Origin of the sequence: Microcoleus sp. Pol12B5, from assembly GCF_036701335.1 — a bacterium.
GTDB lineage: Bacteria > Cyanobacteriota > Cyanobacteriia > Cyanobacteriales > Microcoleaceae > Microcoleus.
In genome coordinates, this window is sequence record NZ_JAUBQQ010000039.1 from 1 (window position 1) to 15,205 (window position 15,205).

Genomic DNA, 15,205 nt, shown 5'->3' on the forward strand with positions numbered 1-15,205 from the left:
TCTAATTAACTCATAATTTTGCCTGGAATATCATTCTACTATGTATTTGTGTAATTAATTCTGTCTAACTACTTAACTACAGCCACCGCAGACTCTGGAATCTGAGAATGCTCCACCCGAAAAACATTCGCGCTCAAATTAGCAACAATTTGTTTCCCCTGCTGCGTCAGTTCCAAATAGCCGATCGCATCCTTCACATACCGATAAACCACATTCCAATAAAACTTGGGATAACCATCCCGCAACTCCCCCGGATTTTGATAGCCCAAAACCCGATTTTGCCCAATTTCCTCAAACTCGTAAAACAGCGCCGCAATCTTTTGCAAATATCGCGGATCACTCAACTGACCAATTAAATCAGCAGCCCGAACTAAACCAGGATAATTTACAGTATCTTGATAATCTTCATTTGCAGGAACTGGAAAACGAGTCAGCTCAATATTATGCTTAACCAGCTCAGCATCAATCAGTTTGTGACCGCCAAAACGCTCGTCAATAAACATTTTTCCGCGATCGACATGATAAGGCATCAAACTAGCATCCGTCGCCCCCGGAGGCAGCGTTAATTTCAGGTCGCCTATTCCCGTCGCATACAGTCCCAAATCTCTTCTATCTTGTCGGCAAACACCTTTAACATACCCGATATCATGACATAGCAAAGCAATGTGGAAGTGCAGCCAATCTTCGCAGGAAACACCCCCTTCGCGGATGTGCTTCCCACCCAGAATTGCTTGTCCCACCAAGGTAACTAAAATAGTGTGTTCGACATTATGGTAAAGAGCATCGCTATTAGCAATATTTTCTAAAGCCATACTCGCCACCCAAGCAATAATTTCGCCATAGTCAGATTTAAACCCGCCATAAGTGTGGTGGTAGCCTTCAATCAGGCGATTGACAAAAGCCTTAATCAGCAGTTCAGTTGCGTTAAACATATTCACTTCCCTGAGCCCATGTAGATTATTAAATTATTTTTATAGTTATTATTTTTGCTGTTACAGTTAGATGTTATTTTTGGCTTAAGCGCCACGATGAATATCCACTCCTATCGACAGGCATCCATTGATATTATCAACAATTATGGCTTAAATTATGGCTCTCGCAACTACCAAAGCGACAGACCCCATAAATAATTGATATCAATGGGCGATCGAGGTATGACACCCCTCAATTAGCTACGGCGTTACATCTTCCCCGTATAGGTTAGGAAAAAAACGAGGGCGATAGAAAACGCAACCGCACTAATTCCTCATACACAGGATTAAGCTTGCACATAGGCGGTATGTGGAAAATATGGTGTCCCTATAACGGAATATCTCTCTCAAAAGGACACCGTGCGGGTATAAGTTGGCACACCACTGAGTTACTTGTGGCTCTCCCACGGCAATGCTATCAAGCCACTGTCGCACTTGTTGCACGAGGCGATCGCAAAAAGTTAAGTCTTGGCACTGATTTTCCGGCAAAATACTTGTAGTCAAGTTCATGATTGATCTCAGTAATCATTACTAACCAAAACTTATGAATCACCAGACTTAATCCTCAACGAAACCCACTGTTGATCCGGTGACGTGAATAAGTTTTATGAGTGACACTCATAGTCGCAAAAAGTGATGCAAAGAGCTAGCATTTGTGATTTAAAACTCGCTAAAGTGTGAGACAGATCACGGCCTATGTTCCCTCCAGAATGTATATTTAGATAGATGGCAAGAAAATAAGACAGAATAACTGGCAGCCCTCCCTCGCAGCTCCCCTCTCCCATCATCTGCGATCTACGACTCTATATACTTACTAATATAAGGTTTCAGGCAATGATTAAACAAAAACATAAATATGCCGACCTTGCTCAACTCCCCCACACAGATACCGTGCTCCAAAAACTCCCTGTAGAAGTTAAAGAATGGGCCCAAAGCTTGCCTTGGAACCAACGGCGCTATGTCTTGTCCCTCTGCTACATATTGTGTGCATCTACTCCCGACTTGCAAGCAGAATTTTTAGATAATTATACAGCCGACGGTTTAGTCTCAAAAATGTTTGAAGATGTAGATACTCTACACCGAGTCAAAGAGTATTTAATCAGATTTCGGGTCAAAAAACAATTAAACGAATCAGATTTAAGAAGCTACATCAAACAATTTTATATCCACTCAGCTCAACAATCGCTCCGAGAAACTGACCAATATTTAGAATCAGCACTCCGCTTCGTCTTGAGTACAGAAGAACGTAATAATGTTTTTAACTACATTTTGGGCTTTGAATTTATTAAAATTGTGTTTCAAATGAGCTGGTTGCAACACGAAAGATTAGCGAGACTGCAAAAAAATCAGTCGCAGTTTATTGAAACCTATATCAAGCCGATTCAACACGCACACAGAATTAATGGCATAATTCTCCCGAAAGATGAGAGAATCTTTTTTGCCAGACGCACCTATTACGTTCAACTACCTAACATTTCCTACAGAAGGCTAATTGAGTTAGTCATGGCAACTTTTACTACAGAAATGGTGAGTAATTGCGGATTTTCTATCAGTCGCCACTCTCAAGCTCTGCGTTTTGACTGCGATTATATTTATGATCCAGAACCAGAAGAAGAAAGATTTCCTACTGACTTGCAATTTATTCATTAACTTGACCCAGTAAGGTGTACCCTAAGTTGCTTTTTTCTCTTTACTTTTAGTTGCGCTTTGGGTCCAGGAGAGTTTTTGAAGCATGGGACTTCTAGTCGGCAAGTTAAAATTGAATTTTTCAGCCTGATTTTATATAAAATAGGAGGGCTGTATCAATTAACTTTCCGCTTGCATTTCTTCAATGTCAAACCAGCTAACTATCACTCCCGCTAGCGGAATCGCCAGAAATATACCTAAAAGTCCTGCTGATCTTGCCCCAACTAACAGTGCAAAAAATACCACTACCGGATTGAGGTTAAGAGAATTTTGCATGAGTCTCGGATGAATAAAGTTGTCTTGAACTTGCTGCAAAACAATGCAAGCTGCCAATACTTTTAAAGCTAGCCACACATTTTGAGACAATACAATAAAACAAACTAAGCTAATCCCCAGCGTCGCTCCGATTCCTGGAACTAAATCAAACAATCCGATAATAAAGGCTAAAATCAAGGGAAATTTGACATCTAACAGCAGAAAAATCAAAAAACTTGCTGTTGTCAAAAATAACATCAAAAGGATTTGTGCCTGAAAAAATCCTAAAAAGTTTTTTTCTATTGTTACACTTAAACGCCTATGCAGGTGTCGAGGTATAAACTTGAGAACTAACAGCCACAGCCTCTCTCCATCAAGTAACATGAAAGAAGCCACTACCATAATTAATATTAAATTCAATAAGTTGGTTAAAAATACTTGTAAAAAAGCAATACTCGATACAACTCCAGCCAAAGCTTGATTTCGCAGTTGTTCCTCAATAACTCGCAGGTTAACTTGCAGGTTTCTCGCCCGCAGGAATGCTTCGATGCGCTCGGACAGAGGCGCTAGAGCATTCACAAATTCAGTCATGCTGTCAATTAATTGCTGCCCTTGAGATAAAAGAGTGACGCCTACGGTGACGGTGAGACCGCCAAAAACTAAAATGGTGAGCAAGACAACGAAGGCGACAGCTAAACTTCGCGGTAAAAATTTCTGGAGAGTTCGCACCGGATAGTTGAGCAAAAAAGCCACGAGTGCAGCAATGGTGAAAACCGCGACTGCAGTTTCAAAGTAAGCTAAAAGTTGCAGTCCAGCCCAACCAGAAGCAAATAAAAGCAAAAACCGGACTAAGGCTAAATTGCTGAGCATATTCCAAAAATTGGGAGGGGTTCTTTCTTGCTCTTTCACTGGGATTTTTAGGGCTTAATAATAGCTCAAAACTATTGCAGAGTGATCTTTTAGCATCGCACCTAAGATATATCTGCGGCTATCCCCCTCAAGGCTGAAAACAGATGACGAACTGAGGCAGGAGTGGGTTCTATTCACCATAAGTTCGATCGTCACGAATTCCCAATGAAACACGCCCGCGATCGAACAAACAGCCTTTCTGAGTCTAAAACCGCCTCGGAAACTCTTTGCGAGGGGAGTATTTGTCGTGGCGGGCTCGCAACTAACACACAAACGCTCAAACTAGCCGGCGCCGAAAAATCCGGTTTCAGTGCCAGTGGCGAAAAATTTCTACTCTGCCCCGTGGAAGATAGTATGAACAGGTCAATTTTTGGGATACTAGAAAGTAGCACTCAACTTAGCTGAGGAACAAACGTGCTGCTATCAAAAGGCTTTGAAGTAGAAATGTATACCGGCACTCCCGAAGGTGAGGTTGTCGGTCTATCCGATCGCATAGTTGCTGATCTAGAGGGATTTGTCCGGGAGCCTGATAGCCGCAATGTGGAGTACACGACCGCCCCGCTGTGCAGCTACGATCGCCTGTTGTGTGCCTTAGTCAAGCCACGAGTTCGGCTGCGCGAGTATTTAAAACAATTGGGTGACTATACCTTGCTGCCGGGAAGTACCTTGTCTCTTGGAGGAAGCGATCGATTTTACCGATCCGATCCTAACAACCCCTACCACACCTACATCGAGCAAACCTACGGCACCAAAGTCGTCACCGCCAGCATTCACATCAACATCGGCATCTCCCAACCAGAAATGCTGATGCGCGCCATCCGCCTCGCCCGCGTCGAAGCACCCCTATACCTTGCCTTGAGCGCCTCTTCCCCCTTCCTAGACGGCGAAGTGACGGGCTATCATTCGACTCGGTGGGGTTTGTTTCCCAAAACTCCCGCCATCGTTCCCCTGTTTGAAAGTCACAAGCATTACATTCAGTGGACTGAAGAACAGCTAGAACTCGGTACTATGCAAAACGTCCGCCATTTGTGGTCTGCAGTGCGACCAAATGGCGATCGTCGCCCCTACTGTCTCAATCGCCTCGAACTGAGAATTTGCGACCTCGAAGTCAATCCTCTGGCTTTGTTGGCCATTACTGCCTTACTAGAAGCTCGCATCTGGCAGATGATGGAAGACCCCAGCTTAGACCCTTTAGATCTCAGCACCTTGCCTGCGGCCACCCGCAACGAAGACTTAGTTGCCCTCACAGACGCCAACGAAATTGCTGCATCCCGGCAAAGTTTGGATGCCGAACTCACCCACTGGCAAGACGGCAGAACTATTCTGGCACGAGATTGGATTGAGGAAATTTACCGCGAAGTGTGGCCTATAGCCAAAAAACGCGGCTTTAGTTGCTTTCTCTCGCCACTCAAAAAGATTCTCCGGGAAGGCAACACGGCCCAGCAGTGGTTGAAGCTACACGAGGGCGGTTCGGACACCCGCAGTATTATTCTGCAAGGGATTGATGGCATGGCTCACCAAGAATGGGAGCTAGAAGACAACTTGTGCGCCCAGTTAGTTGCCTGAAGTACCCGCCGTTATTATAACGGGGGCTTTCACTAGCCCCCTGACTATGCGTACTCAGCCAATAGAAATAGCCCGAACCTATCGGTCAATCGATTTTAGATTTTAGATTTTAGATTGACCCCACGGATAAATTCGGGGACTCCTTTATCGGATACAGGTTTTTTATTTCTGGACGGATGAATCCGGGGGCTTATATCCTGGATGCTTGATTGTCCAAAGTTGCAGATCACCACCCTTAAAACAAATCAGAATATTTAATCAATGGAGTTCGACAAAGGTTATAAATAAAAGCTATAAGGTATATCTACCTGTGGGTAGTTTTATAAATTTCCCAAGAGCTGTATTTTTCGCTTTTAATTAGCTTCATGCCCCAACTTGTCTTGATTCACCCGCAAATCCCCCCGAATACTGGCAATATCGCCCGCACTTGCGCTGCCACAGGCACGGAACTACATTTAGTTGGCCCGCTGGGGTTTGAAATTAGTGATCGCTACCTGAAACGGGCCGGCTTAGATTACTGGCCCTACGTCAATCTCCAGTGCCACGAAGACTTAGCGGCTTTTCAGGCCTATCGGGAGCAGCGCGGGGGACGAGCGATCGGATTCAGCACTGGCGGGCGATGCAATTACGCGCAATTCCAATTTAAGCCCAGCGACTGGCTGATGTTTGGCTCGGAAACTGTAGGCATTCCCCAATTCGTCTTGGATGCCTGCGACGCCACAGTTTTTATTCCGATGAGCCAGCCTGGAGTCAGGAGTTTGAACCTCTCCGTCAGCGCCGCTGTTGGTTTATTTGAGGCTAAACGACAGTTGGGGGAGCTGGGGGGATAAATCATTATCAACACATAAATATATAGATATTTAATAGCTGCCGGAGGCTGCCAAAGCTGCATTTAAATATAAGAAATTTGTATCAAAGGGGTGAAAATCTAGATAGCCGACATTAATATATTTTATTCATTCCAAAACAGATTGTTATCAGCAACACAAAATTACTCCCAAGATAATTCAGCAACAAAAACAGAGGATTTTAGGGATTTAGGGCGTGAGCGAGTACCAGCTTGGGTCTGAACACTATATCTAGTAAATATACGGTTGTAGGTTGTCCGGAAATTAACCTAAAGTTTGATAATAGGTGAGAGTTCAGAGCCTTACCGGAACGAAGATTTTATGTATTCGTTCCAGCTATTACGGTGTAAGGCTTGTGGGGTTAATTGCAGCAGGTTTGACCGAGAATTTTAAAATTTCTGACGGTTTGAGCTTGTCTAAATTAAAAAAGCAAGGTAATCTGGCCTAAGCATGATAGCTGTCAACAATCAGAATATTTTTGCTTGTTGATTTAAACTCAGCGTCATGCGATCCCCTTGAGTGTTTCCAAGGACAGTTAGCGCTTCTCAGTAGGAGGTCGTTTTTTTGAAACGAACATATCCCCAAATTAAGCCTGTTCAGGCTAGTGAAATCGACAGAGACGGTTCTGCGGAACCATCCAAACAGACAACGCTCAGCACAGGCAGAGTTCGCTCTCTCGCCACGATCGGGCTGGCAATATCGGTAGGTGCTTCTGGCATCCTGCTACCGAGAAATGGAGACAGCGCTCGCGCGTCTGAGCTCGCACCGACATCAGAATCCACCGCTGAAGTACAGCCAGTATCGGCCAACGGGCCCGCTACGTCGGCACAAGTTGACGGTTCCAGGGCCGAACAGCCCGGGTCACCTTATGAACCCGCGACGGTTAAGGTGCAGGAGGGGCAAAGCCTTTGGGATCTTTCTCGGGATTATGAAGTTGAACCGTTGGCACTAGCAACTGCCAACGACATCCAACCCGATACCATACTCCAAGTTGGCCAACAGCTCAGAATTCCGACTGCGACGGAAGCCACACCACAACAGAACGCCGGCTATAGCACATCGGCTTCGCTAGATCGCGCAGCGACGGTCAATCCCGAACAAGAGTTTAATCTGACTGGCTCCGAGCCATTGGATAGTGCAGCCATGACAGCGCTGCCATCACCCGCAGCGACCCCGCTGGTCACGACGGTACCGGAACAAAGTTTGATCGAGATCCCGAATGCAGACGGGGCGATCGACAGTTTGAAAAAACAGGAAAACCGCACCACAGAATCGGGTCGAACTATGTTCGGGTCGGAGGGGGGAGCAAATTTATCTACACCTGCGGCATTTTTGCCGGAGTCAGCACCGACGCTGACCTTCCCCGGATATGCAACTGGGACAACTATTCCTGACCTCGATGCCACACCTGTAATTCCCAATTCCGGGGGAGGTCAAGTAGCATCGCCCGATCAAGCATTCGAGTCAATTGAACAGTCTTTGGCAACACCCACTGTGCTAGTCCCCCCTGCGGGAAGTACCGTCGCGCCGGCTGAGGTTCTCTACAGCGTGCGTCCGGGAGATACGCTAGATGCGATCGCCAAAGGTCACGGCGTATCGCCCACAGATCTGATCTCCGTCAACAAGCTCGGCAACCCCAACTTGCTGAATGTCAATCAACGGCTGAAAATTCCCCAAGTTAGGTTTAAAAATCCAGGGGTGCAGGCGGCAGCCTCTTATTCTGCCTCCAACTCTACATCTGTCTGGGCGGCGAGTTCGGTTCCCGCATCTTTGAACCCCAGCTCGTCTACCTCGGAAATAGCCGGTGCTGGCGTTGCATCACCCGCGCCCAAAGTGCCTGTTGTCTCTCCGCTGGAGAACCTGGAAGGCCTGAACAATATTTCAGCGCCGATGGTTCCCCAAATTAACAGCATTCCGCTGACTCAAGTTTCCCAAACCATTAGCGATCCACGGAAGCTGGATCTTCAAGGCGAACCAACATTTACAGGTGCAGTTGACACCAGTGCCCTGCCCTCGCCAGCCAGCGCAACTGCTACCGCCATCGCTACGGGAGAATACCCGCAGCCGATCAGCTTCGTGGCAAATACTAGCGCCCAGGGTTCAAATGCGGAGCCAACTAGCGCTGTACCAGAGTCGAAATCGGAGCCTCTCCCTACCGCAGAAGCTCTCAACCCTTATTCCGAACGATTGAGGGCAGAAGTTGTTAGGCTGCGAGAGGAATATCGTGCCTCGCGCAATTCGATCGGCGCCAATGCGGTGTCCTTGGCTCCAAATGACGGGTCCTCGGTCAACCCGTCTGAGGATATGCCAAGTGCCAATCCCTATCTCTACACCCCCGACTATACTGAGGCGGTGCAGAATGAAATCAGCAGACCGCCATCGAGAGCCTGGTCTGAGCAGGTTCAGAAGCAGCAGCAAGAGCGTTTAGACCCCACTCGCGCAGCGGAACTGCAACCGATCAACCTGACGCCGAACTCTGCTGGGCAGCGGCCTGTGGTAGCAACTGCTCCTTTGGGAGCCGACGGTTACGATCCCCTAAGCAACCCGTCTTTGGGACGCATGGTTTCTCCAGAACTGCCTCCGCTTTCGAGCCCTGATACTTATCTGCCTAACGGCAAACAACAGTCGGCTAACCGGTTTATTTGGCCGTCTAAGGGCGTTCTGACTTCTGGCTACGGCTGGCGGTGGGGACGGATGCACAAAGGAATTGATATTGCAGGGCCGATCGGCACGCCAATTGTGGCAGCATCAGACGGGGTGGTTACCTATGCTCAGTGGAACGACGGCGGCTACGGGTATCTGGTGGAAATTACCCATCCTGACGGCACTGAGACTGTCTATGCCCACAACAGCCGTATTTTGGTTCAAAAGGGTCAGAGAGTCGCTCAAGGGGAACAGATTTCTGAAATGGGCAGCACTGGCTTCAGTACCGGGCCGCACTTGCACTTTGAAATTCATCCCGCCGGACAGGGTGCTATCAACCCAATGGCTTTACTGCCCGACGATGCCTCCAGCGCTTCTCGGTAACTACTGGTCGGAAGTTATGGGTTTTGAATGATTAGCAAAACTCATAACTTTTACTGTAAGTCATTATAAATTGTGTTGCTTGAAAAGAGAACATAGCTAGCCCTACCGTGCTACGATAGTAAATCGTGAAGTAGATTTGGCTCAGTGGCGCAGTGGTTAGCGCAGGGGACTCATAAGCCCAAGGTCGCAGGTTCAAATCCCGCCTGAGCCATTATTTAATCCAAAAAATTGCGCTCTCAAATTTGAGAGCGTTTTTTTTTGGTTTCTCTAGAAGATACTTGTAGTCGTTATGAGTATGATATATTTGTAACAGTTCGTAAAAAAGGAAACAAAATCTATGACCAGTGAATGCCTCCGGGTTGGTCAAGCTGCACCCGATTTCGCAGCAACAGCCGTAGTGGATCAGGAATTCAAGACAGTTAAACTGTCCGACTATAAAGGTAAAAAGTATGTAGTCCTGTTCTTCTACCCCTTGGACTTCACCTTTGTGTGCCCGACTGAGATTACAGCATTTAGCGATCGCTTCGAGGACTTCAAGAAAATCGATACCGAAATCCTCGGCGTATCCGTTGACAGTGAATTCTCTCACCTCGCTTGGATACAAACAGACCGCAAATCTGGCGGTGTTGGCGACCTCAACTATCCCTTAGTTGCTGACCTCAAAAAAACAATTAGTTCGGCCTACAACGTCCTCGACCCAGAAGCAGGTATTGCCCTCCGAGGTCTGTTCATCATCGACAAAGAAGGCATCATCCAACACTCTACTATTAACAATCTTGCCTTCGGCCGCAACGTGGACGAAACTCTCCGAACTCTGCAAGCTATCCAACACGTCCAGTCTCACCCCGATGAAGTTTGTCCCGCCGGCTGGCAGCCCGGTGACAAGACAATGACTCCCGATCCTGTCAAGTCTAAGGTATTCTTTGCTGCGGTTTAAGCAGATTATATTTGTACGGACACGGCAGCGCCGTGTCCGTAACCGCAGGGGCATTTATTTAAGCGGATTTTTAATTACCAATTAGCAATTAGCAATTACCCAATTAGGAAATATGCTGACTTCTACTAATTTTAGCGGCTTATTAAATGAGCGGTTTTTCCAAAATTTATTGCCTGTTCCCGCGAGTAATATTCTGAAGCTGGGACAGAGGACGCCAGATTTTGAATTGCCGGATATTAATAATGGCAAATTGGTGCGGCTGTCGAATTATCGGGGCGATAAGCCTGTAATTCTGGCTTTTACGCGGATTTTTACAGAAAAGCAATATTGCCCTTTCTGTTTTCCTCACATTAAAGCTTTGAATGAAAACTGGGAAAAATTTGCCGATCGCAATATAGAATTATTGATGGTTGCCAGTACCGACGATCGCCAAAGCCAAATTGTGGTTAGAGATTTAGGCTTGAAAATGCCTCTGCTTTCTGATCCAGGCTGTCAAGTTTTTCGGGCTTATCAAGTCGGTCAGGCTTTAGGTGCTCCTTTGCCTGCTCAGTTTGTTTTGGATGCAGATGGAAAACTCCTCTTTAAACATTTGTTTTCTTTCATAGACCACAATGCTAGTGTGGACAGTTTATTGAAATATGTCGATCAGTAACGACACCGCTGCTGTGTCCTAATTAGGAGTTTTTCACCGCTGATGTACGCTGGTTTAGGCCCATCAGCGGGATTTTTTCACCGGTTGACACTGGCTGCGACAGCCATTTAGTCATAAATACTTATTGTGCCAATTTCGATGGCGGAATGTTGCCATGTTGGCTCGACATTAATCTAGGCTATAGCTTGAAGGTACTTAGTACAAGTTTAAGCCAATGTCGTCTCCCAAAGATCGATCGAGCAAAATTGAATTGAGCATCTTAGCGTCGCATCCTGAGTTGTTGACAGGTTTAGATGCGTGGCTGCAGCTAGGTTTACTTTCGCCCGCTGAGGTTGAGGAATTGTGCCGACAGTATTTAGTCTGCCCAATCAGAGAGCCCGCTGTAGATTTTTCTGAAATTGAAAACCCGCGAGATCCTATTGCCGAGCCAAAAGTACCTGCCTTATCAACGCAAAAAGCAGTACCTAGCAGCAGAGAAAGCGTTGCTAGACCCACAGAAACTACTCAAGCCCCTAATTTTATCGCTCAAATTTTGCACTCGCTAATGGCAGAAATTAGCGTGGTGTGGCTGTTGTTTTTAGGAGTGTTCATGGTAGTTGTCTCCTCTGGAGTCTTAGCTGCCAGCCAGTGGGAAAGATTTCCTGCCGCCGGACAATATGGAGTTTTATTAGCTTATACTTTAACCTTTTGGGCAATTAGCAGTTGGGCAAACAGACAGCAGAATTTGCACTTGACTGCTCAAACTTTGCAAGAAGTGACGCTGTTGCTAGTGCCGATCAATTTTTGGGCGATGGATACTTTTGGATTGTGGCGGTATCCTTGGGATTGGGCGGTAGCAATCGCAGCGGCACTTATTTTGACTTGGATAACTGCCCGGATTATCAACTCTCAATATCAAAGCTGTTCAGGAAAAAACATCACTCGATCGATCGCCCTAAATCACTTGGGATTGAGTTATTTGCACTCTTGGTGGGCATTGGCAGGCTTTGCCCTTACTGCGGTTTATGTGGGTACAGTGGGAACTGCTGCTATTACAGTTTATCAAGTTCAGCAACAACGATTGCAATCTATCCAACTTGGGGGAAATACTGAAACATTCCCCGCTGCTTTCAGTTTGAGCAGAGATTTTTTGACTTACAAAAAAGCAGCTTTAGTAGCTTATTCGTTAGGAATTTTACTGGGTCGAGCGATATTTGTCAAGGATGTAAATATCGCTGAAATGGGTTTAGCTTTGGCGATTTGTGGCGTGCTTTTAGCATGGCTGGATTGGCAGCACCCCCTCGCATCTAGGACTATTGAAAACAATATATCCGACCACCCAAATCCCAGCAATTTTTTTTACTGGCAATTAGCGGGAGGGGGTTTGTTGGGTTTGGGATACCTGGCTTGTTTCCGCGACATTCCGCTACAGGCGATCGCAGTTAGCGGATTGGCTGTTTGGTTTTTTTATAACCGTTTAGTGCGGTTTTGGCAAGAGTTTGATTTGCTAATGCTTGAAGTGGTGGGACTTCAGAGTATTTGGCTGTTTTGGCGAGTGCTTCCTTTAGGGATTAAGACACAAGTTGTGGCATTTTTAACTCAGCTTACAAACTCTCAGGAAACTCCTTGGGCTTTTTGGGGTGTTTTACTGTTGCCTTATTTAATTTTAATGGTAAGTGCGGCTGAGTGGCTCTACCGTAAGCGAAAGTTTCAACTTGCCAGTTTTGGCGAAAAGGTTGCTCTCGGTTTGGGGAGTGTTTTAACTGTTATTAGTTTTGTCAATCCGTTTTGGCGATCGCTCAATTTATTAGTCTCTACTTTAATTTTAGGTTGGATCACTTGGAAATACGTAATTCCCGATAATTCCCGGCGAGTGTCGAGGCCGGCTTCTGCGGCTGAACAACAGGGAAATCCGGCAATTTTGGTTTCCATAACTCACATTGTGGGTTTAGGCGCGATCGCTTCGGCAATTGACCTATTTTTTCCAAACCTGACACTCTATATTTGGTCAGGAATATTATTAATATTCATGGCGAGTGAATGGGGATTTTTTGTCTGGATGAAAGCGGCAAGTTTCCGAGAAAACTCTGCATTTTTTCGCTGGCATCCTGCATGGTTTCAAAGTTCCTGGTATCTGGGCTTAGTATTAGCAGGGTTCAGCTTTATATTGTTACAAAATTATGTGCTTGTGGGTACTGCCACTTATCGCCCTCAGTGGAGGTTGCTCTGGCTGGCGACTCCTTTGGCTTTGACTGCTGTTGCTAAATATACTGAGGTTCCTCACAAACAAGTTGCCAGTACCTTTAGTGCGATCGCCTTAATATTCGCACAATTTCTAATTTTTACTTTTCCGGGATATCGGTTAATTGGTTTTGGCTTTGCAGCCGTCTTAATGTTGGTCAATACTTACTATTTAGTAGAGCTACCAGCGGCTGTGATTGGAGTCGGGTTTGGCTTGAGTTTCGTAGCTGCGGCGATCGATCGATTAGGTTTTGTGTCGGGTTGGGATTGGGCAATTGCTGGGGCGATCGCTCTTTTGTCTCTGTGGTTGCTTAGCAGCATCGTTGTTCGTTTTTCCAGCCGTTTACCTGAGTCTTCTCAATTAGCTGCAATTTACGATCGAGCTTTAGATGGGTGGGCAATCTTACTGGCAAGCTTGCTGTTAACAACTATTACTTTTTATTCCTCTGAACTCTACGCAGGTAGTAGCTTAAGTTTCCTGCCCTCTACTGAAGTTTTGGCTGCTATTTTGGTGATAATGGCTGCGATTATTTTCCGAAATTTACGCCAACTTTACCCTCTGGCAATTTATGCTTTGGCTTGGAGTTTGGAGTTGTTGACAGCAGTGGGTTTGAGTTTTGTCGATCGCACTACGATTAATTTGGCAGTTGCTAATATTGCTCTCGGATTGTTTACGCAATTGTTGGGGGATTGGTGGCGGCGCCGCCACCGCGATCAAACAAATTTACCTAGCATTCATTTTATACCTTTGGTTTACGGGGTATTGGGTTTAACTTTCCGATCGCACACTTTGACGAATTGGACTGGTTTAACTGTGTTGGGGGCGTCTTTAATTGCGATCGGCATTGGTAGGCGGGAGCCAGAATTCAAACCTTTGGTTTATTTAGGATTAATTGGCGTTTCCGTTGCTGCTTACGAATCGCTACTATATCAACTTTTTCAAGCAGCAGGAGGAGCTTTTGGCGACGGCTTAATTGTCCTGGCAACTCTCGGCACAACATTAACATATATCTATCGCATTTTATCTCCTTGGCTCAGCAATTATTTACATTTAACTAATGCAGAGTTAAAAACCTTTGCTCACCTGCACTGGGTTTTGAGCAGTTTGCTGCTGATTTGGGCTTCTGTCGATGATATTAAGTCCGGCCTAAGTTTAGGATTAGTCACTGGTGCTTTATTAGTTCAATACGCTTTCTTGCAAGGGCGAAATAATCTTGATCGCCAATGGGCAGAAAATTGGATTTACTTGGGCTGGCTAGAAGCCTTTGGCATCCGGCTTTACTGGATCAATACACCTTTAGTTAAGTATATTTCCGGGCCGCTGGGGCCTTGGAAAGTTGCCCTCGCTTCTCTATTAGCCTATTTCATTTACATTTTGCCTTGGGACAACTGGGGTTGGTCAAAAAAACCTTGGCAGGTAATTGGTTCGCTGATTCCAATAGTTACTATTTTGGAAAGTCCGGCTAAGTTTTATCCGAATAGCTTGCTGATAGCTGTTACCTTCTATTTTTTCCTGGCTTGGGAAAGGGAGGAAGTGCGTTTTACCTATGTGAGTGTGGCGATAATAGACTGGATAATGCTGCGGTGGTTCTGGCAAATAGGATTGACTCAACCAGAGTTTTATGTTACTCCTTTAGGACTTTCTTTACTTTACATTACTCAGTTCGATCGCACTCTCAAATTACCAGCAGAAAAACCGCTGCGCCACACTCTGCGAATGCTCGCAACTGCGCTGATTTGCGGGATACCTCTTTTGACTCAGCAAAGCCACGGTTTAGTTGCCGCAGCTTTTAGTTTGGCAGCTATTGCAGCGGGTTTGGCGCTGCGAGTTCGGGCGTTTTTGTTTGTGGGAACGGCTGTATTTTTAATCAATGTTTTCTATCAGTTGGTGGTTCTGATATTTGATTATCCGTTGATTAAATGGGCGATTGGTCTGGCGTTTGGGATTGTGTTTATCTGGATTGCTGCTACTTTTGAAACTCGGCGCGATCGCATTTCTGCTTTTGTGCAGCATTGGGTTGGGCAATTGCAATCGTGGGATTAGATTCATAGATAAGTTGCTTTTTTTTACTGGTATTTTTTAATTAAAAACCCGGTTTCTCTGAGAAACCGGGTTTTTAATCACCAGTATTTA

At 45.8% G+C, this 15,205-nt stretch carries 11 protein-coding genes and 1 tRNA gene; 8 read left to right on the forward strand and 4 right to left on the reverse strand.

Going from position 1 to position 15,205, the window contains the following annotated elements:
- Window positions 1-68: 68 nt before the first annotated feature.
- From QUA24_RS16915 to QUA24_RS27355, 3 genes are all read right to left on the reverse strand, one after another.
- Window positions 69-932, reverse strand: coding sequence for an Npun_R2479 family HD domain-containing metalloprotein (locus QUA24_RS16915; protein ID WP_333230857.1), 864 nt, complete (start codon window positions 930-932; stop codon window positions 69-71).
- A gap of 268 nt (window positions 933-1,200) precedes the next feature.
- Window positions 1,201-1,272, reverse strand: coding sequence for a Mo-dependent nitrogenase C-terminal domain-containing protein (locus tag QUA24_RS16920; RefSeq protein ID WP_445242624.1), 72 nt, complete (start codon window positions 1,270-1,272; stop codon window positions 1,201-1,203).
- The gene (locus tag QUA24_RS27355) at window positions 1,239-1,481 is read right to left on the reverse strand and encodes a hypothetical protein (RefSeq protein ID WP_445242623.1); all 243 of its coding nucleotides are present in this window, start codon (window positions 1,479-1,481) and stop codon (window positions 1,239-1,241) included. Before QUA24_RS27355 ends, QUA24_RS16920 begins: the two co-directional genes overlap by 34 nt.
- A 324-nt stretch (window positions 1,482-1,805) precedes the next feature.
- On the opposite strand from QUA24_RS27355, the gene QUA24_RS16925 reads away from it, so the two are divergent.
- Window positions 1,806-2,621, forward strand: coding sequence for a cobyrinic acid a,c-diamide synthase (locus QUA24_RS16925; RefSeq protein WP_333210173.1), 816 nt, complete (start codon window positions 1,806-1,808; stop codon window positions 2,619-2,621).
- A gap of 156 nt (window positions 2,622-2,777) precedes the next feature.
- Here QUA24_RS16925 and QUA24_RS16930 read toward each other — a convergent pair whose 3' ends face one another.
- On the reverse strand, window positions 2,778-3,821 hold the full coding sequence (locus tag QUA24_RS16930; RefSeq protein WP_333230858.1) for an AI-2E family transporter: 1,044 nt from the start codon (window positions 3,819-3,821) through the stop codon (window positions 2,778-2,780).
- Between the two features lie 414 nt (window positions 3,822-4,235).
- Between QUA24_RS16930 and gshA the strand changes: the two genes are divergently transcribed.
- From gshA to QUA24_RS16965, 7 genes are all read left to right on the forward strand, one after another.
- A complete protein-coding gene (gene gshA, locus QUA24_RS16935; RefSeq protein WP_333230859.1) occupies window positions 4,236-5,387 on the forward strand; it encodes a glutamate--cysteine ligase in 1,152 nt (383 codons plus the stop codon).
- A gap of 365 nt (window positions 5,388-5,752) precedes the next feature.
- Window positions 5,753-6,217 (forward strand): tRNA (cytidine(34)-2'-O)-methyltransferase, encoded by a 465-nt coding sequence (locus QUA24_RS16940; protein ID WP_333230860.1) that lies wholly within the window; start codon window positions 5,753-5,755, stop codon window positions 6,215-6,217.
- 582 nt (window positions 6,218-6,799) lie between these two features.
- On the forward strand, window positions 6,800-9,262 hold the full coding sequence (locus QUA24_RS16945; RefSeq protein ID WP_333230861.1) for a peptidoglycan DD-metalloendopeptidase family protein: 2,463 nt from the start codon (window positions 6,800-6,802) through the stop codon (window positions 9,260-9,262).
- A 138-nt stretch (window positions 9,263-9,400) separates the two neighbouring features.
- Window positions 9,401-9,473: transfer RNA gene (locus QUA24_RS16950), tRNA-Met, on the forward strand.
- 126 nt (window positions 9,474-9,599) lie between these two features.
- A complete protein-coding gene (locus QUA24_RS16955; protein WP_015178160.1) occupies window positions 9,600-10,199 on the forward strand; it encodes a peroxiredoxin in 600 nt (199 codons plus the stop codon).
- Between the two features lie 112 nt (window positions 10,200-10,311).
- A complete protein-coding gene (locus tag QUA24_RS16960) occupies window positions 10,312-10,851 on the forward strand; it encodes a redoxin domain-containing protein (protein WP_333230862.1) in 540 nt (179 codons plus the stop codon).
- Window positions 10,852-11,065: 214 nt separating this feature from the next.
- The gene (locus tag QUA24_RS16965) at window positions 11,066-15,115 is read left to right on the forward strand and encodes a hypothetical protein (protein ID WP_333230863.1); all 4,050 of its coding nucleotides are present in this window, start codon (window positions 11,066-11,068) and stop codon (window positions 15,113-15,115) included.
- The last annotated feature ends 90 nt before the right edge of the window (window positions 15,116-15,205 follow it).

What these genes read in the sequence shown, in the direction of transcription:
- QUA24_RS16915 (WP_333230857.1), bottom strand. Translation starts at nt 932, where the DNA reads ATGTTTAACGCAACTGAACTGCTGATTAAGGCTTTTGTCAATCGCCTG.
- QUA24_RS27355 (WP_445242623.1), bottom strand. Translation starts at nt 1,481, where the DNA reads ATGAACTTGACTACAAGTATTTTGCCGGAAAATCAGTGCCAAGACTTA.
- QUA24_RS16925 (WP_333210173.1), top strand. Translation starts at nt 1,806, where the DNA reads ATGATTAAACAAAAACATAAATATGCCGACCTTGCTCAACTCCCCCAC.
- QUA24_RS16940 (WP_333230860.1), top strand. Translation starts at nt 5,753, where the DNA reads ATGCCCCAACTTGTCTTGATTCACCCGCAAATCCCCCCGAATACTGGC.
- QUA24_RS16955 (WP_015178160.1), top strand. Translation starts at nt 9,600, where the DNA reads ATGACCAGTGAATGCCTCCGGGTTGGTCAAGCTGCACCCGATTTCGCA.
- QUA24_RS16960 (WP_333230862.1), top strand. Translation starts at nt 10,312, where the DNA reads ATGCTGACTTCTACTAATTTTAGCGGCTTATTAAATGAGCGGTTTTTC.
- QUA24_RS16965 (WP_333230863.1), top strand. Translation starts at nt 11,066, where the DNA reads ATGTCGTCTCCCAAAGATCGATCGAGCAAAATTGAATTGAGCATCTTA.